This is a genomic window from Evansella vedderi (assembly GCF_030813435.1).
Taxonomy (GTDB): domain Bacteria; phylum Bacillota; class Bacilli; order Bacillales; family Salisediminibacteriaceae; genus Evansella; species Evansella vedderi.
In genome coordinates this window covers 92139-109869 of the sequence record NZ_JAUSUG010000010.1, presented here as the reverse complement: position 1 = coordinate 109869, position 17731 = coordinate 92139, and the positions used below count along the sequence as shown (strand labels likewise).

Annotated in this window: 15 protein-coding genes; 11 read left to right on the top strand and 4 right to left on the bottom strand. The window is 34.6% G+C overall.

Translation table 11 applies throughout. From position 1 onward, the window contains the following. Nucleotides 1–11 precede the first annotated feature (11 nt). Nucleotides 12–1097, top strand: coding sequence for a polysaccharide pyruvyl transferase family protein (locus tag J2S74_RS13350; protein ID WP_307326288.1), 1086 nt, complete (start codon nucleotides 12–14; stop codon nucleotides 1095–1097). Between the two features lie 57 nt (nucleotides 1098–1154). After that, nucleotides 1155–2105 (top strand): methyltransferase domain-containing protein, encoded by a 951-nt coding sequence (locus tag J2S74_RS13345; RefSeq protein ID WP_307326287.1) that lies wholly within the window; start codon nucleotides 1155–1157, stop codon nucleotides 2103–2105. Nucleotides 2106–2113: 8 nt separating this feature from the next. Here the strand turns inward: J2S74_RS13345 and J2S74_RS13340 are convergent, their stop codons facing one another. Continuing rightward, a complete protein-coding gene (locus J2S74_RS13340) occupies nucleotides 2114–3181 on the bottom strand; it encodes a hypothetical protein (RefSeq protein WP_307326286.1) in 1068 nt (355 codons plus the stop codon). 307 nt (nucleotides 3182–3488) lie between these two features. Between J2S74_RS13340 and J2S74_RS13335 the strand changes: the two genes are divergently transcribed. Beyond that, nucleotides 3489–4532 carry a YheC/YheD family protein gene (locus tag J2S74_RS13335; RefSeq protein ID WP_307326285.1) on the top strand — a complete coding sequence of 348 codons (1044 nt, stop codon included), beginning with the start codon at nucleotides 3489–3491 and terminating at the stop codon, nucleotides 4530–4532. 178 nt (nucleotides 4533–4710) lie between these two features. Beyond that, a complete protein-coding gene (locus tag J2S74_RS13330; RefSeq protein ID WP_307326284.1) occupies nucleotides 4711–5763 on the top strand; it encodes a YheC/YheD family endospore coat-associated protein in 1053 nt (350 codons plus the stop codon). A gap of 157 nt (nucleotides 5764–5920) precedes the next feature. On the opposite strand, the gene J2S74_RS13325 is transcribed toward J2S74_RS13330, so the two are convergent. The 3 genes from J2S74_RS13325 to J2S74_RS13315 form a co-directional block, all read right to left on the bottom strand. Next, nucleotides 5921–7078, bottom strand: coding sequence for a YheC/YheD family endospore coat-associated protein (locus J2S74_RS13325; protein WP_307326283.1), 1158 nt, complete (start codon nucleotides 7076–7078; stop codon nucleotides 5921–5923). A 170-nt stretch (nucleotides 7079–7248) separates the two neighbouring features. After that, nucleotides 7249–8271 carry a cysteate racemase gene (cuyB, locus tag J2S74_RS13320; protein WP_307326282.1) on the bottom strand — a complete coding sequence of 341 codons (1023 nt, stop codon included), beginning with the start codon at nucleotides 8269–8271 and terminating at the stop codon, nucleotides 7249–7251. After that, on the bottom strand, nucleotides 8246–9382 hold the full coding sequence (locus tag J2S74_RS13315) for a YheC/YheD family endospore coat-associated protein (protein ID WP_307326281.1): 1137 nt from the start codon (nucleotides 9380–9382) through the stop codon (nucleotides 8246–8248). Before J2S74_RS13315 ends, cuyB begins: the two co-directional genes overlap by 26 nt. A gap of 269 nt (nucleotides 9383–9651) precedes the next feature. On the opposite strand from J2S74_RS13315, the gene J2S74_RS13310 reads away from it, so the two are divergent. The 7 genes from J2S74_RS13310 (at nucleotide 9652) to J2S74_RS13280 (ending at nucleotide 17725) form a co-directional block, all read left to right on the top strand. Continuing rightward, nucleotides 9652–10773 carry a UDP-N-acetylmuramoyl-tripeptide--D-alanyl-D-alanine ligase gene (locus J2S74_RS13310; RefSeq protein WP_307326280.1) on the top strand — a complete coding sequence of 374 codons (1122 nt, stop codon included), beginning with the start codon at nucleotides 9652–9654 and terminating at the stop codon, nucleotides 10771–10773. 55 nt (nucleotides 10774–10828) lie between these two features. Further along, nucleotides 10829–11899, top strand: coding sequence for a D-alanine--D-alanine ligase (gene ddlA / locus J2S74_RS13305; protein WP_307326279.1), 1071 nt, complete (start codon nucleotides 10829–10831; stop codon nucleotides 11897–11899). 292 nt (nucleotides 11900–12191) lie between these two features. Then, nucleotides 12192–13325 carry a YheC/YheD family endospore coat-associated protein gene (locus J2S74_RS13300; protein WP_307326278.1) on the top strand — a complete coding sequence of 378 codons (1134 nt, stop codon included), beginning with the start codon at nucleotides 12192–12194 and terminating at the stop codon, nucleotides 13323–13325. A gap of 168 nt (nucleotides 13326–13493) precedes the next feature. Continuing rightward, nucleotides 13494–14780 (top strand): nucleotide sugar dehydrogenase, encoded by a 1287-nt coding sequence (locus J2S74_RS13295; RefSeq protein ID WP_307326277.1) that lies wholly within the window; start codon nucleotides 13494–13496, stop codon nucleotides 14778–14780. A gap of 26 nt (nucleotides 14781–14806) precedes the next feature. Beyond that, on the top strand, nucleotides 14807–15901 hold the full coding sequence (locus tag J2S74_RS13290) for a Gfo/Idh/MocA family protein (protein WP_307326378.1): 1095 nt from the start codon (nucleotides 14807–14809) through the stop codon (nucleotides 15899–15901). After that, on the top strand, nucleotides 15894–16619 hold the full coding sequence (locus tag J2S74_RS13285; protein WP_307326276.1) for an acyltransferase: 726 nt from the start codon (nucleotides 15894–15896) through the stop codon (nucleotides 16617–16619). The genes J2S74_RS13290 and J2S74_RS13285 overlap by 8 nt, the downstream gene beginning before the upstream one ends. Continuing rightward, the gene (locus J2S74_RS13280; RefSeq protein WP_307326275.1) at nucleotides 16616–17725 is read left to right on the top strand and encodes a DegT/DnrJ/EryC1/StrS family aminotransferase; all 1110 of its coding nucleotides are present in this window, start codon (nucleotides 16616–16618) and stop codon (nucleotides 17723–17725) included. Before J2S74_RS13285 ends, J2S74_RS13280 begins: the two co-directional genes overlap by 4 nt. Nucleotides 17726–17731 lie beyond the last annotated feature (6 nt).

Sequence of the window (17731 nt, the reverse complement as noted above, 5' to 3'; positions counted from 1 at the left end):
GGGAGGTATTCATGAATAAAATTCTCTATCTTGGTTGGGTCGGTTTTGGTAATCTTGGTGATGATGTATGTCGTGATATTTTCGTTGAAAAAATGGGAGAGGCTGCAAGAACAAGAAAGAGAGAGGTGGAGATAAAGTCTGTCTACGCCGGCACCTTTACCAAAGAGGATCTTTTAGACTATAATCCTAACTTTGTTGTCTTAGGTGGTGGCTCCCTTCTAACCTCCAAAAATGCTAAAATGCTTTTATTTGCCCAAAGTCAAGGGATTCCCACCATGATTTGGGGGTCTGGCAAGGATGGGAAGAATGAAGAAACCTGGAATGGGGATTTCCATTCAAAACTTCCTAAAAGCGCTAAAATACTTCGAAGGGCCGTTGATAATAGTTGTCTTGTTGGTGTAAGAGGTCCGAATACGAAAAACTATCTAAAAGAAATAGGCTGCAATAGTAATAAGATAGGAATCTGCGGAGATCCTGGGTTATTGCTCTCTATACAGGAGCAATCAGGAAAAATAATGGAAGAGCAAGGTTTGTCATGGATGAATGACAAGGTTATTGGTGTTAATTGGGGTACGACGTTTAATCGTTTATACGGTAGGGATGAACATAACATCCGTATGGAGATGCAATCAGTCATTTCATCGTTAGCAAAGGATTTTAAGATAGTCCTATTCCCAATGTGGTATAAAGATATATCGGCAATGAAAAAGCTGGTGGAAGGCTTGGATGATCGAAAGAATGTGAGATTCATTGATACTGTCTATCCCATTGAGGAACTTGGAGAAATGTTACAAAGGTGCTTGTTTACCATTAATTTCAAGTTGCATGCTAATGTATTTTCTGCAGCAGTTGGTACGCCATTTATCTCCCTTGGATATAGAGCAAAATGCATGGATTTTGCCCTTTCTCTCCAATGCGAAGATTTAGTTATTAGAACGGATGAAGCAAGATTAGGAGAACAGGTGTTAGAAAAGTGTCATAAGCTCATCCATGAAAGTAAGGAATATAGGGAGAAAATGAGTGAAAAGAAAAAGGAATATGAGAAACGACTGTATCAACTTTTATACGATGCCGTCGATGTAATCACCAAAGATTAAGGCTTCATTTTTTGTATTATAATTTTTAAAGATTACCATTAGTGAAGGGGGTTACGTATGAAAGAAAGATTAATAGACCCAAAGGAATTATTTTTTGGACAGCAGCATATAGGGACTGCGGAATTATTTGGGGAACATTACCATACCGTTCCTCTCACCGAAACACCACATTATCAGTTTTTGCTAGGAAATGACGTGTTATATTTAGATTATTTACAGGCATCTTGGGGGTATCTCAAACCTCGTAAAAATAGAATAGAAGAAAAGAAGAGGAAGCTAAAGAAATTTGAAACCTTACTAAGTGACATTCTTCATGATGGTTGTCAATCCCCCATTAAAGTTTGTAAAAGAATGGATGGGAAATATGTGGTTATACATGGGAACCATCGGGCATCTATTTGTTTATATTTAGGCAGGGAGATTAAAGCAAAGGAAATATCAATGGAAAGGCATTTGAAAAAAATTACGAAACAACCAAGTAGATATTCTGGAGTAAACGATGATGGAAAAACGTACCAAAAGCTGTTGCAAATAATAACAGGAAACCTAGATAAAAACGATTCATCAACTAACTTGCCTTATATAAAAAGTGAAGACTTAAAGGGCAAAACGGTATTAGATGTAGGGTGCGGTTATGGCATGTATTCCTTTTATGCTGCCATGGAAGGGGCCACTAAGGTTATGGGGCTAGATGTAAGTAATCAATTATTAACTGCGGCTATACGTGCAAATACTTTATTTGCTAAGCCTTGTTATTTCAAAAATGTCGACTTCTCACAGCCGTGTCAATTAGAAAAAGCGGATACAACCTTTGTATTCGCTGGAGAAGAATATTTTAATCATAAAATTCTTGCTGACAACCTAATCAATCATACGAAAAAAGTTGTCTATTTTGAAACAACTCATAACTCTGAAGTACCAAAAGAACTGAAAGAAATATTTTCAACCATACAACTAATGGGAAGTACGGAAGCGGGAAATCGAAAAATATATAGATGTGAAATGTAAAGTTTCTTTTACTTTTTAAAGTTTGTGCGGACCATTTCATCATGAATTTCCTTTAGAAATATATCTGAGCTGGATTTTTCTAATACTTTAGAAATGTATCTGGCCCGTTCTTTATAATACCTATTAAGATTAAAGATAGATCCATAGTTATCTAACTTCCCAATGATCTCTAAGGATAATAATGTTCGAAGACATTTCCAGCATTTACTGCAATTTTTTGCACTTTTCACACACACATTCAAATATTTATAGGATGGTTCGTAATGGGCAACCATACGAGTTTTTTCAAATCTTGTTCGGTTAACCCCTGATGAAAACAAGTGTAGACTTTCTGTAGATAGCATGTTCAACGTAAAGGGATCAAAATAGGCTGGATTTCTTTTATCCATATGAAAATAATCAAGCGGTGCATAGGATGCATAGTAATATACGTTAAATAATTTTTGAAGGGTTAACACGGCAGACATGCTTCGAAGGGTATGTGTTGACTCAAAACGCATTCTTAAAACTTTACTTATATTGCTATCGATAGTTATCAACTCTTTTCCAAGCTCGTTAGCGCATGCTCTCGAGTTGTTTGCCCTTCTTGTAAAGAGTTTTTGAGCTCTTTTTCCCCCATGAGATCCCACATTAAAAAAAGTGAAATGGGTGATATTATAATTCTGAAATTCACTATGCAAATGGTCACAGATGGTACTAAATGAATCGATGCCACAGGATAGTCCAGTACCAACCGCCCCAGTATTTCCTACTGGTTGCCCAGCAAGTTCAGAACACCTAATCTTTATTGTTTTTTTACCATATTGTTTTGATAAGACAGGGATCAAGTAATTATTTAAAGTAAAATACAGTCTTTCTGAGATGGGAGCAACAACTTCAATATTTTGAACTTTTTTAATAGCCAACCACAATAATCCAACCACAAAAGCATCGGCTCTTTCTGTTGTTAAAAAGTCACCATATTTCTCCTCAACCTCATACCAAAGTACATTTTCCATATTATTCATTTTAAAGGGGGCTTGTAATCTCACGCCTGTATCGGTCTTTATTATCTCTGCTGGATATATTGTAATCATTGGTTTATTTCTCCTTTAAAGATCGCGAAGTATTTTACAATATTAACCACAATTGTCTATACGAATTTCTAGGGGGGCGAATAGTATAGGTTAGATGACGATAACCAAAAAACAATGAAATTTTATTAATAAGCGCTGTTAGATTTTGATGTTGATTGAAGCGAATATCTGAAGCGAAAATCAACTTTGTTAAAAAGTTCTTTAACAGAGCCTATAAATAAAAGGCTCCGTTCTTGATTTATATGCATTTAGAACCTGTCTTATTTTTAAGTGAGTCAAATGGAAAGGGATGAGGGGTGGTTGATATATGATTGGCATTGTCCTTTCTGAAAAAAAAATAAAGGATAGGGAAGATGATTATTATTCTTTTTACTGTAAATTAGCAAAGGAAAATCATGTTGATGTCTGTTTTTACTCAATTCAAAAGATCGATATGAAAAAATTAACTGTAGATGGTTATGTCTATGATCATAAGAAAGATCTAATAAGAGAAGAAGTGGTTTCTATTCCACATATAAACCTCTACAAATGTAATTCATCCATTTTCAATAAAAGGCAAAGAGAAAAAATAGAAACCCTTCAAAAAGAAAAAAACAGAACTTTTTTCAATGCATGCAGTATAAAGGAACGGGATAAGTACGATGATCACATGTATTTAAAGCAGTTTCCTTCCATTAGAAAACACCTTCTGAAAACTCGTCCATTAAGCTATAAAACGTTGTCCAGGTTATTACGAGAATATGGATTTGTTTTTATTAAAAGGAGAAGAAGCAAGAAAGGAAATAACATTTATACTCTCGAGAGGAAGGAGAAAAATATAATCATTAAATTTTATAATAAACAAGCGGTACAATTATTGGAGATTCCAAAGTCTGAACTTGAGAAGTTCTGTAATCGAACTTTTCCTAAGCCAGAAAAGTTTTATGTCCAGCAAGGAGTTGACTTGAAACGTGTTACTAATAAAAAGTTCGATGTACGAGTTTCTCCACAAAAATATCCTGGTGACTTCTGGAAGGTTACGGGAGCGATAGGTCGATTAGGTAAAGAAAACTGGGATGTTACTAACTTAGACCAAGGTGGAATTACAATTAATTCACTGAAAAAAATAATTTCAAAAAGGACGAAAAAAGAACTTTATAGGTTAAGTAAGGACATAGCTGAAAAATTAGCCGACAAGTCCAGCAACTTTATTGAATTTGGGCTTGATTTTGCAATAGATGAACAGGAAAATATTTGGTTTTTAGAAGCAAACTTTCAACCCTATCGGAAAAATATATGGGTTTACCGTAATAAAATTCCCTTTAGATATGTTTGTTCTATATATAAAAATAACACAGCCCTTCGTTATTAAAAGGACTCTTTTTTCTATCACTGCACTAGAATCTTCTCAATTTCCTACGATATGTTTTTATGATACTTCTTTTATCCATTACCACTTATAAAAAGAAAGGCAGATGAATAAAATAATGTTTTTGAACAATGAGTCTATATCCAAACCATATATAGCGGTCCTTACAACCTCCCGTTATATGAAAAAGTTAAAGCGAAAAAAACATTTAAAGCGAAAGCTGGTTGAAGCAAACAAAGAGGTTGGTACTAATTTATTTTATTGTTCATTAAAAAACATAGACTTTGAGAATAATAAAATTAAAGGATTATATTTTAATTATGACACAGACATGTGGGAGGAAAGAGAGTTCCCATTTCCCGATGTTTTATATAGAAGGACACCTAGTCTAACGAGTCGAAAATATAAAAAGCTAAGGGAAAAATTAAGACAACATGGAGTCAAACGATTAAATTATGAAAATAACTTTAATAAATGGGAAGTTTATCAAGGCTTAAAGGAAATGGATGAGATGAACTCCTATTTACCATGGACAGAACGGTATAAAAACAAAAAAGGATTAGAGGAAATGATAAATATATATACCACTGTTTATTTAAAAGCACACAAATGTGGCCGTGGAGAACAAGTAATGAGGATTCAAAAAAACGAAATAAACGGTTATGACTATAGTTATCACTCTAAAAAAGGCCTGGTACGAAATAATGTGGAAACTTTATCAGAGCTTGTTCAAAAAATAAAAAAATTCTTCCGTAAAGATGATATTTTAATGCAGCAAGGAATTGATTTAATATCAATTGAAGATAGCTTGGTTGATTTTCGGGCAGAGGTTCAAAGAAATGGGCAAGGCGAGATAGAAATTATTGCAATCTGTGCTCGTAGTGGTCAAAAAGGATCTCCTATCACTACACATGCATCAAGCTATACAACGGAAGACTTTTTTAAAAGTGTCTTGGACTATTCTGATGAAGAATTTGAACAAATAAATTTGAAAATGAAAGATTTTTTAGAAATAGCTTATAAATCCATTGAAAGTTTATATGGGGTGTGCGGGGAGATCGGCATCGATTTTGGTTTAGACAAAAATGGAGAGATATGGTATATAGAGTGCAATTCCAAGTCAGCAAAAGTTTCTTTGAAAAAAGCTTATGGCGAGGAGGGATTAAGAAGGTCAAGTGTTAACCTTTTAGAATATGCAAAATATATAGCAAATCAAGAAGGAGGATATATTTAGCAACATAATCCTCCTCTAGTAATGATAAAGAATATTATTTTAAGTGTTCCGGGCATTACCCGTAACACTTTTTTTGATGTCAGAAGCGACCGTTACTTATGTACGGTAATGTGAGAGGTCGGCGCGTAAACGCGCCCCCTACTCGATTTTAAAAATATTATTTTAACGAATAGCTTTTGTGGTCATATGTTTTTTTAGCAGATTTCATAAATAATCCAGGTTTTTCCGTTATTAACTTTCCATACCCAAGTAAATTTTTATACGATTCATACACTTTTTCTCTTCCATAGGCTTTCTTTAGTGATACTTTTTTCGTTTGGGCATTGGTTTCTATAAACCAAATTTTTTCCTGCTGATCAATTGCAAAATCAATTCCTAACTCACCACAGGATCCATACATCTCCTCAATATTTTCGTAAACCTTTTTTAAAAAGATATTTATTTCATTGTTTAGTTTGGAAAACTCTGTCTCTGTATAGTTTAATTTATTTATAAAGAAATCCTCTAATGTGTAGCTAGTTCCATGGGTGGTAACTGGTGAATTTTCTTTCCCAATACGTACCATAATTCCTATAATATTTATTTGGTTGTTATTATCTCTTTGTAATTCTGCTCGAATATCGAATGGCCTGCCATTATAACATTTTAATTGAATAGCTTGCTGAATGATAAATCCTTTATTGCGAAAGAATTTCTCGATATAGTTCACTAACGAGGAGAAGCTTTCAAACTTTTTAACAGTTAATCTTTTTCTAAAATGGTGACATTCATAATTGTTTTCTGAATTTTTTAAGACCTTTATAACATGCTTCCCTTGGCCACTGCTGTATTTCTTTAAATACAGTTCACGATATTTGTTAAGCATATGCAATAGGCTTTCAGAATCTTCATAAGAAATGGTAGTAGGTACGTAAGAACACAGGAATTCGTTTTTTTCACAATGTTGATGAAGGTCCCATTTATTAAAAATACGTTCATAATTCAATATCTTTGTACCTAGACTATCTAACTGCTGCTTAAATTCTTTCCCCTTGTTATTGAAACTACCTACACGGCGGTACAATACATTAGGATAAGGGAATTCTTTCCTTTTCCATTTCTTTAAACGAGCATTGTAGAAAACGCCACTTATCGTTTGGTTCTTTAGATCGATATCTTCATAACAAAAAAAATAAAGTTTCGTTTTCCACCTTTTATTTGCTTGAACCATTTCATCCCAACGCAAGCTGGATTTTTGTTGTTCCAATCTCTTGATGGTAGTTCTTGGTAATAAAACGCCTATTATCGTTTTTTTTGCTTTTGTATCAGACCGCATTTAATATCACCTTTTTTTTTAAAATTGACTTACTATACTATAATAAGCATTCTCCTATTTAGTAACGGCATCTGCTACATAAATAGGTGAATTATCATAGTTAAAACAAATGGTAAATTACACTATTCTCCTTGACGAAGTAATTGCTTTTTTAGGTGTGGTTTATGAAATTATTTAGATCTTATTTTAAAATTTGTATAATTTGTTTTATGAGTCACAGATAAACATTTAAATTCTGTAACCCTTGCTTTTTTAGGGCCTTTTTTAAGTCTTTTTATGAAAAGCTTCATGTTTTCTGAAGACCCTTGAGCAACAACTTCTACTGTCCCATTAGGATTATTTTTAACCCAGCCAACAATGTTGTATAGGAGGGCTTGCTTGTACGTATACCTCCTAAACCCTACTCCTTGAACTTTACCAGATAGTTGAATATGTTTCGTCTGCATATTTATTCCACCTACCTTGTTTACCTTTTGCTCTTCTCTAGCTTTGTGAATAGCAGCCTGTGCTAGGAGTAAGTTCGTATCTATTTTTTCACAATTGTTCTCCAAATGAGGAAAAAGTAATGGAATTTCTGTGCAACCTGAGAGTATAATAGTGACGTTTTTTGAATAGTATTTTTTTATTATTTTATTAAGAGAATTTAAATAAGGGTTATTCTTAATCAACCCCCTTTTGACAGCTTCAATGGATGAGGAGATGATCTTTTGCTCTGATTTAGATGGAACACAAAGAAAAAGCCCTGCAGATTCAAGTTCCTTTTGATATAACTTAGAGTAAACGGTTCCTGAAGTAGCTAAAAGAAGAATTTGTTTATGTTTGTAAGGAGTATTTTTCAGTGTTTCAGCGGTAATTTTTATCATGTTTAGAATGGGAATGGTTACTTCCTTCTGAAGGTCATCGTACCAAAGATGGGCAGTGTTGCATGGCATAATAATAAAATCTGCACCTGCTTCTTCGAGAGCCTTCGCTGATAAGATTAATTGTTCTAAAGGGCTTTGACCAGATTTTAGGATCGCTTCATTTCTTGAAGGAATTTTAGGATTGTTCATAACGATGATTTTGTGGTGATCCTGATCCCTTTCCGCTTGTGTATGAAGGATGATCTTTCTGAAAACATCCATTGTTGCCATAGGTCCCATTCCACCTAAAATCCCAATGGTTTTGTCAGGGGAAATCGTTTTTTTCGTCAATCAGCCCCTTTGCATATTCCAACAAAACTCTTTTTGATTCCATGATGGTATCTTCGTTATAAGCTTGTATAAATGCTTTTTTACCTGATGTTGCATTACATTCGATGAGCCAGAGCCTTCCTTGCTGATCTAATCCAAAATCAATCCCAAGCTCTCCAAAAGGCCCGTATATTTTTTCTGTATTCTTATAGACAGTTTCTAAAAATAGATTCACTTTCTTTAATAATTTTCTGTATTCACGCCGAGAGTATCCTAGTTTTTCTCTGAAGAAGGTTTCAAACGGATAGATTTCCGATTTTGTTCTAGAACTAGTGACTGGGGAGTCTTTTTGGCCTACCCGCACAGGAATTCCAGCAATCCTAATGTTTCCCCTCCCATCTCGTTGTATTTCGGCACGCATATCGAATATACGGTTAGTGTAACTAGACAAATTAATTGCTTGTTGTATTAATAAGGTTTTATCACCAAAAAATTTTTTTACTATTTTTAACACTTTCCTCAGTGTGTCGACTTTATATATTTCCAGTTTGGATGAATAAAACAGACAACGGAAGCCTCTTGGGGAATCTTTTATTATTTTCATAATGGCCTTTCCTCGTCTACCATGGATTGATTTTACATAAACAGAAGGATGAGCATGGATCATGTTTTTAAGATCCTCATATTCATAAAATCGTTTTGTACGGGGCAAGTATGGATCAACTTCCTCTATTTTAGAAAGCTCTTTGTACAGCTCCCATTTATCAAAATCGTTTTTCGAGTTGAGTTGTGTAACCCCTTGTTCCATGAGTTTTCTACGTAATTGACGAAATGGACGTCCTGGGTTATCAAGTCCTCGTGCAATTTGGTTATAAAATACATCTGGAAAAGGGAAGTTTTTTTGGAGCCATTTTTTCTTTTCTTCATTATAATAAGTTCCGAAAATAGTAAGTTTTTTTATATTTACATCATTTATGGAAAAGAAAAAAAGATCTGTTTTCGCTTTTTTACTTTCATTAACCAATGCATAAAACTTTAATCTTACATTCTCTTTTGTCAGAGATTTTTGTTTTAATAATTTATTTATAAATTTTTTCGTGGTTAAAGTACCGATGGTTAAAGAAGCATTCATCTTTGTCACCACCTTATGCCTCTTAAACTTTAAAATAATATATGTGTCAGTTATAAAAATGTATGGACTAATGATGAATAATGAACAACTTCCCATTATAAAGTCCTAGTTTTAAATGAAATAAAACACCAATGAAGCTGGGTTTCTTTTTATGGTAGAAAGGCCTTTTTTTAATCAAAGTAGGCTATCAGTTACACAAGCTTTCTTTTAAATCAATAAGATGAAGTACGAATAGAAAAGTGTAAAAAATCTTTAGAGGAGGTAAGCTTATGGCATCAAGGAACCCTAGAATTCCTGTCATTGGTGTGACCGGGAGTGCAGGAAAATCAACAACGACGGCTTTTATTTATTCTGTTCTAAAAACGAATTGGAAAAATGTATTGAAAACACCAGGGAATCGTAATTTGCCTAAGCACACGAAGGAAATGGTCAAATCGATTAGACCTCACCATAAGGCCGTTATTTTAGAAATGGGCTTAGGCAGGGCAGCGGGTAAATACCATTTTCGCCATATTAAACCAAATTTTGGTGTTATAACAAATGTAGGAACAGCCCATTATGGGAAACTTGGAAATAGTATAAAAGCAACAGCTAGAAAAAAGTCAGCTATGATTAAATATATGAATCCAAAGGGAACACTGCTGTTAAATAATGATGATGAAAATTCTAAATTGCTTACAAAAAAGAATTTTAAAGGAAAAATCGTGACAGTAGGTATAAAAAATAAAGCTCATTATCAGGCGAAAAATATTCAATATGTAAATAATGGTATGACTTTTCAAGTTTCATTAAATAAAAAATTAGAAAGTTTTTTTATTCCAACATTTGGTGAACATAATGTAATCAATGCATTATTTGCCATCGCTATATCTCGTAAATTAGGTTTTACTCCGTCACAAATAAGAGTTGGGTTAAGAAGGTACAAGGCCCCAGCTCGAAGACTAAAAGTTATTCCTCTACCTAATAATTCTCTCTTAATAGATGATACCTTTAATGCCAATCCTCAATCTGTAAAAGCAGCAACGGATGTACTCATGAAACTGGGCGAGGGTAAAGAAAAAATAGCAGTATTAGGAAGTATGCTTGAATTAGGATCTTACACTAAGAAAGGACATCAAGAAGTAGGTAGGTATCTAGCAAAGAAGGGAGTCAATAAAGTATTTGTTTTAGGAAAAAAGGCCAGTTGGATTAAAAAGGGTGCTATTGCTGCGGGATACCCGTCTAAAAACGTTTACTCCTTTACCTACCGTGAACCCTTACACAAAACGTTAAAAAAATATATTAAACCTAACAGCGTCATTTTAGTAAAAGGGTCGCACCGTATGTATATGAAAGATACGTCTGAATTTATAGCCAATTACAGCCTTGCTATTAATAAAAAGAAACGTTAAAAATAATTACATTTCTCGAAAGAACCTCTAAAGCTTTATTTTAGGAGGAGTAAAAGTGAAACAAAGAGTGGCTTTACTATTTGGTGGAAAATCAACAGAACACCAGGTTTCATTACAATCCGTAAGAAGTATTTACGATTCCATTGATAAGGAAAATTATGACATACTTCTTATTGGAATTTCGAAAGATGGGGAATGGAACCTTTATGATCATTTAGATACCTGTCTTGTAAATAGCCATTGCCCAGACTCAATAGAATTAAAAAAATCAGGTAAGACCATTGCACTGGTTTTAGGAGAAAAAGGGGGACAATTTCTAGAATTACAAAGTGGGAAGTCATTAGGAAAAATAGATGTCCTATTTCCATTAGTACATGGGGCTTTAGGTGAAGACGGCAGTATGCAAGGACTATTCCGAGTGGCTAATATCCCCTTTGTTGGGTCTAGTGTGTTAGCTTCTGCTGTCAGTATGGATAAAGATTTCACCAAACGGCTCCTCCGGGATGCTGGGTTAAAAGTGGCCAACTCCATGACATTTACAAAAAATAAGAAAGGAACGATCAATTTTAAAGAAGTAAAAGATGTACTAGGAACACCGATGTTTATTAAGCCTGCTAACCAAGGATCGTCAGTAGGGATTAGTAAAGTCGTGTCAGAAGAAGAATTTTATAAGGGAATAGACATTGCATTTAGTTATGATTCCAAAATTATAGTGGAAGAATCAATAGTTGGAAGAGAAATAGAATGTGCTGTGTTAGGGAATGATGAGCCAATTGCTTCCTTACCAGGAGAAATTGTAACCCAAAATTCATTTTACTCTTATAAAGCTAAATATATGGATGAAAAGGGAACAAAATTAATTATTCCTGCTGAACTAGAAGATACGGTGACCCAGGAGATCAAAACAAAGGCAATAAAAGCATTTAAAGCTTTACAGTGTGAAGGTTTAGCTAGGGTAGACTTCTTTTTAACTAAAGATAATGATTTAATTATAAATGAAATTAACACATTACCAGGATTTACAAAACAAAGCATGTATCCAAAGTTATGGGAAGTTAGCGGGATAAAATATCATGAGCTTATTAATAAGTTAATAAGCTTGGCGATTGAAAGACACCAGAATTAAAGAAGCTAATGGTTTGTCAAGATTTCCTATAAAAAGGCTTATTAATATAGCCTATACACTAAAAAATGAACACATCAAATAACCTTCCATTAAATAGTCATTGGAAGGTTTTATGCTTTTTTATTAAATGAACGTATTTAGCTATCTCTTCACTAGTGAATTTGTGTTTTTTTAGATAAATCTTTAATTCTAGTTGTATATTTAATCGGGAAATGAGTAGTTTTCATATTATAGTACAAGGCTTCCTTTTAAGACCAATGAGATTAGGTATAAGATGGAGGTGAATAATAATATGCTTTCATTTTTAAATAGGAATCATTTTGGAAGTCAGCCTGATATCAAGCCGTTAGTAGGTGTGTTTGTAAGTCTTTCTGTTATTCGAAAACTAAAAAAACAATCTTTTATTTATAAGATTAACGAACTCTGTCAAGCAAATATGGAGGTAGGTGTAGATTTATACTTTTTTTCAAAAAAGGATGCGGATTTAAACAAAAAAAGGATAAAAGGTACGTACTTTTGTACTAAAACTGGAAAGTGGACACAGAAAAATTTTCCTTTCCCGGACGTATTATATTATCGGCGATCTGACGGGAAGAAAAGTGTTCAAGCTTTTCGAGATAAGCTGAAAGAGTATGGGGTATTATTTCTGAATCCAGTAGCTGATTTTGATAAATGGGATGTGTATAATCGGTTAGTACAGCAAACGGACATGGTAAAGCATCTCCCCCTCACTATTCAATATAAACAGATAGAAAGTTTAAATGATATGTTTAATCAGTGTGATAGGATTTATATTAAGCCTTGTAAAGGGCGTTATAGCCGCAACGTTATCCGCGTTAACAAGAAGCCTGAAGGGGGGTTTGTATATTCTTATTACAGTAATCAACTTGTCGTGAAGAATGTTGATACTTTACCTGAACTAAATCAGAGATTGCTGGAAATACTAAAAGGAAGAAGTGCTATTATACAACAGGCTATCGAAGGAGAAACTAGTAATCAAAACAGTATTACAGATATGCGAGCAGAGGTGCAACGTAACGGTGATGGGGAAATAGAGGTTGTAGCAACAACAGTAAGAGTTAGTGATACAGGATCTCCAGTGACGAGCATGAGAACGAACGCCTCTGTTTATTCGTTGGATAATTACTTTAAGGAAAAGTTACATTATTCTGATGAACGATTAGAGGAAATACAGGACAAAATAAACAAATTTTTAATAACGATCTATAAAGGTGTTGAGGATGTATACGGGTTTTTTGGGGAATTAGGAATCGATTTTGTCCTCAATAATGATGGGGAATTATGGCTAATTGAATGTAATGCAAAATCTGCGAAGGCAGCATTAATTAAATCGTATGATAAAGCTACGATTCGTAGAGCCTTCTTGAATCCTCTTGCCTATGCTAAATATATTACAAGTAAATAATTGTTGTTTTCATAGAAAGAAAGGGGAGGATACTCTTTCTTTTTTCTTTTTTCTTGACCTTCCATACATAACTATTTTTAAGAATTTAATATAAGTGACCATCACCAAAGTAAAAGGTAGTCCATACAAATACTTGTAAGAAATGAGTTTTTAAAGGGGCGCTTAACCATGCAACAATCCAATGAGGAAAGGTTCAGCAAAATTGCGATTATAGGATTAGGCTATGTTGGTATTCCTGTAGCACAGTTATTTGTTCAAAATGGCTTTCATGTTATAGGAATTGATATTGATAATAAAAAACTGGAAAGTCTCAAACAAGGTAAAAGCTATTTAGCAGATATTGACGATTCCGTTATCCAACAGTTATTTAAAACAGGATCTTTTGAAGTCACCGATCAATTTCATAAGGTTAATGATGCAAATGCTTGCATACTTTGTCTACCAACCCCTTTAAGAGACTATCAATACCCTGATTTAAGCTATATTCAAATAGCATTAAAATCTATATCTCCATATGTTAATAAAGGTCAACTTATCGTATTAGAAAGCTCAACCTATCCAGGGACAACGGAAGAGGTTATTGTTCCAATACTTGAACAAAATGGCAAAAGAGTAGGTGTTGATTATTTCATCGGTTATTCACCAGAAAGAATAGATCCTGGAAATAAGCAATACTTGCTTGAAGACATTCCGAAAGTGGTAAGTGGAGTAACAGATAGATGCTTGGAAGAGATCAACAAACTATATCGTCAAGTGTTTAAGAAAGTCGTCCAAGTTTCTTCCCCAAAAGCAGCTGAAATGACGAAACTTTTGGAAAACGCTCAACGATTTATTAACATTTCATTTATGAATGAAACAGTAGCAATATGTCATGAAATGGGAATTGATATATGGGAAGTTATAGAAGCAGCGAGCAGCAAACCGTTTGGTTTTATTCCTTATTACCCGGGCCCAGGAATCGGTGGACATTGTATCCCAGTAGATCCTTTGTATTTGTCATGGAAAGCTCAACAATATAATATGGACACGCAATTTATTAACCTTTCAAAGAAAATCAATGATTACATTCCTCAATATATTGTAGAGCGAATTGGTAACCTGTTAAAAGCAAAAGGAAAGGATTTAAAAAACAGCAAAATTCTGCTAATCGGCATGACATATAAAAAGGATGTTAACGATGTTCGAGAGTCTCCTGCAGTTACCATTTTTAAGAAGCTGATAACAGAGGGGGCTAATGTCTGTTATCATGATCCATTGCTCAATGAATTACAGGTAGATAATCAACTATATTTCAGCCAGAAATTGACAACGGATCAACTAAACAGAAGTGATTGTGTTGTAATATTAACCAATCATAGCAGCATTTCTTATGACTCTATTATAGATCATGCGCCTTTAATATTTGATACGAAAAACGAAATTAAAGATTCGTTTACCCATGTTGTGCGCTTGTAACCTGAAAGGGAAAGGAGGAGGTCAAAATTAAACCGATAAAAGTTGGACTCATTGGATGTGGTAAAATTGCCGAACAACATGCCAAATCGATGATTGAACTTGAGGAAGAGATCGAGCTAGTTGCTCTTTGTGATATTAATGAGGAAAAAATCAATACCTTTCTAAAAAAAATAGATCTCAGCCGATATACCAATCTATCAACCTATACAGACGCCAGAAGATTTTTACAAAATGATGGAATAGAACTCGTCGTTATTGCTACAAGTACTGATTCCCATATTCCACTCATTCGTCAGGCTTTGCAAGCTAAAAAACATGTTCTCGTGGAAAAACCTCTGGCATTATCGATCGAGGAAGCTCGATCAGTGGTGGAAGAAGCCAACCGATTGGGGTGTGTTCTTGCGGTTTCCTTACAAACAAGGTATTTAACTCAAATACAAGCTATCAAAAAGGCTATGTCTGATGATCGCTTTGGAGGGTTATTATACGGTGTTGTAACCGTTCGATGGAATCGAACGGCGGATTATTACAAAGCAAGTCCATGGAGAGGGACTTGGGAAAAAGACGGTGGTGTCTTGATGAATCAATGTATTCATTACATTGATCTCCTTCAATGGGTGATGGGACCGGTCGTTTCTGTTTATGGAAAAGGTGGGACATTCGTTCATCCGATTGAAGCTGAGGATGTGGGGGTTGCTATACTTCATTATGCTAATGGATCATTTGGAATCGTGGAAGGAACAACTGGTATATTCAATCAAAATCTTCAAACATCTTTAAGTTTATTTGGTGAAAAAGGGTATGTTTCTCTTGAAGGTGAAAGGTTGAACAACTTCAAGCATTGGAATTTCAAAGCTAAAAGGCCAGAAGATAAAAATGTGATAAATCAGATAGCTGCTATTTCTCATACCCCTTTATACGAAGATATCATACATTCCATCAGACATGGAACAAAACCATTAGTGTCTGCTGATACCACATTAGGATCACTTGAGACTGTCCTCGCTATCTATAAATCAATGTTGGAGAAGAAATCAATAACACTGCCACTCCAACAATTCTCCACCAAAGAAATGATTAACTATCAATTAAAGAAAAAGAGGGGTAAGTCTAATGAATAGTCAAAATATACCGAAATCATGTGTTTTGGGAAATCATGTTGTCATTGAAGAAGGGGTAACCATTGGTGAGAACGTTAAAATTGGACATCATACTGTTTTACTTTCGGGAACGAAGTTAGGGGATAACGTTGTGATAGGTTCTCATACTGTTTTAGGTTGCCAGCCTTATAAAAACGAGCGTGTTAAACATGAAGTAGCTCAACAAGCATCTTTGACTATAGGAAAAGGGAGCAAAGTGGGAAACGGAGTTGTCCTTTATTCAGGTACAAAACTTGGTGAAAATGTACTAGTGGGTGACTTAGCAAGTATACGTGAAAATACGATCATAGGAGATTTAACAGTCATTGGCAGAAATTCTAAAGTTGAATGCCGGACGACTATAGGCAGTCGATGTATGGTTCAAACAGGAGCATATATTACAGCTGATATGATCATAGAAAATGATGTTTTCATTGGACCTGAAGTATCTACGTCGAATGATAAATATATGAGCAGGAAACCAACTATTCTGAAAGGTCCTTATATAAAAAAGGGAGCAAGTATTGGGAACAATGCAACGTTATTACCTGAAATTTCACTTGGGGAATATTGTATTGTTGGAGCAGGAGCAGTAGTTACAAAGGATGTTCCTGATTATGCAACTGTTGTCGGTGTTCCTGCAAAAGTTATTTCTATTGATCAAACAGTTATTGATAAAGGGGAGGGGGAAGAGGAATGAACATCCCTTTAATGGATTTAAAAGCACAGTATTTATCTTTAAAGAATGAAATAATGCATGCTATCGAGCGTGTAATAGATAGTGGTCAATACATTGGCGGTCCTGAAGTACGTCAATTTGAGCAGGAGATGGCAGCATATACAAAAGCTAAATATGCTGTATCTACTGCTAACGGAACCGACGCTCTCGTTCTGGCATTAGATGCTTGTGGGATAGGTCCTGGTGATGAAGTGATTACATCTCCCTATACATTTTTTGCAACAGCTGAAGCTATAGCAAGGGTGGGGGCAACACCAATTTTTGCTGATATTGATGAGAAAACGTATAATTTATGTCCGGAAAAAACAGAGGAAAAAGTAACTGAAAAAACGAAAGCAATTATTCCGGTCCATATTTTCGGTCAACCTGCTGATATGGAAGCTTTTATGGATATTGCAAAGCTACACAATTTGTATGTTATTGAAGATGCATGCCAAGCTTTAGGAGCAACTTATAAAGGTGAACCAGTTGGGAGTATTGGTCATGTCGGGTGTGTATCTTTTTTTCCAACGAAAAATTTAGGTGGTTATGGTGACGGGGGGATCGTTGTTACCAATAGCAAAGATATTGCAGAGAAGGTCCGCCTTTTAGCTCACCACGGAAGCAGGAAGAAATATTACCATGAAATAATAGGTTATAATAGCAGATTAGATGAATTACAAGCAGCTATTTTACGAATTAAATTGAAGCATTTGAATGAATGGAATAAATTACGACAACAGAAGGCCGCCATATACTCCAAACATCTTCAAGATCTTGAACTCATCGTTCCTTTCAATCATCCAGATGTAAGGAGTGTTTATCACCTATATATTATACAAAGTGAAAAACGACAGCAACTTGCTGATTATTTGAAGAAAAAAGGTGTAGCGACAGGACATTATTATCCGTGTCCTCTGCATTTGCAAAAAGCATTTTCCTATTTAGGTTATAAAGAAAGTGCTTTTCCAATCTCAGAAGTTCTATCGAGACGTGCAGTTGCATTACCTATGTTTCCACAACTAAAAAACGAACAACAAGAATATATTATTTCAGTACTGAAGAAGTTTACAGGAGAAAGTAGATAGGATCTA

Excerpts from the sequence above, each read along its gene's own strand:
- J2S74_RS13350 (WP_307326288.1), top strand. The coding sequence starts at position 12 with ATGAATAAAATTCTCTATCTTGGTTGGGTCGGTTTTGGTAATCTTGGT.
- J2S74_RS13345 (WP_307326287.1), top strand. The coding sequence starts at position 1,155 with ATGAAAGAAAGATTAATAGACCCAAAGGAATTATTTTTTGGACAGCAG.
- J2S74_RS13340 (WP_307326286.1), bottom strand. The coding sequence starts at position 3,181 with ATGATTACAATATATCCAGCAGAGATAATAAAGACCGATACAGGCGTG.
- J2S74_RS13335 (WP_307326285.1), top strand. The coding sequence starts at position 3,489 with ATGATTGGCATTGTCCTTTCTGAAAAAAAAATAAAGGATAGGGAAGAT.
- J2S74_RS13330 (WP_307326284.1), top strand. The coding sequence starts at position 4,711 with ATGAAAAAGTTAAAGCGAAAAAAACATTTAAAGCGAAAGCTGGTTGAA.
- J2S74_RS13325 (WP_307326283.1), bottom strand. The coding sequence starts at position 7,078 with ATGCGGTCTGATACAAAAGCAAAAAAAACGATAATAGGCGTTTTATTA.
- J2S74_RS13315 (WP_307326281.1), bottom strand. The coding sequence starts at position 9,382 with ATGAATGCTTCTTTAACCATCGGTACTTTAACCACGAAAAAATTTATA.
- J2S74_RS13310 (WP_307326280.1), top strand. The coding sequence starts at position 9,652 with ATGGCATCAAGGAACCCTAGAATTCCTGTCATTGGTGTGACCGGGAGT.
- J2S74_RS13300 (WP_307326278.1), top strand. The coding sequence starts at position 12,192 with ATGCTTTCATTTTTAAATAGGAATCATTTTGGAAGTCAGCCTGATATC.
- J2S74_RS13295 (WP_307326277.1), top strand. The coding sequence starts at position 13,494 with ATGCAACAATCCAATGAGGAAAGGTTCAGCAAAATTGCGATTATAGGA.
- J2S74_RS13285 (WP_307326276.1), top strand. The coding sequence starts at position 15,894 with ATGAATAGTCAAAATATACCGAAATCATGTGTTTTGGGAAATCATGTT.
- J2S74_RS13280 (WP_307326275.1), top strand. The coding sequence starts at position 16,616 with ATGAACATCCCTTTAATGGATTTAAAAGCACAGTATTTATCTTTAAAG.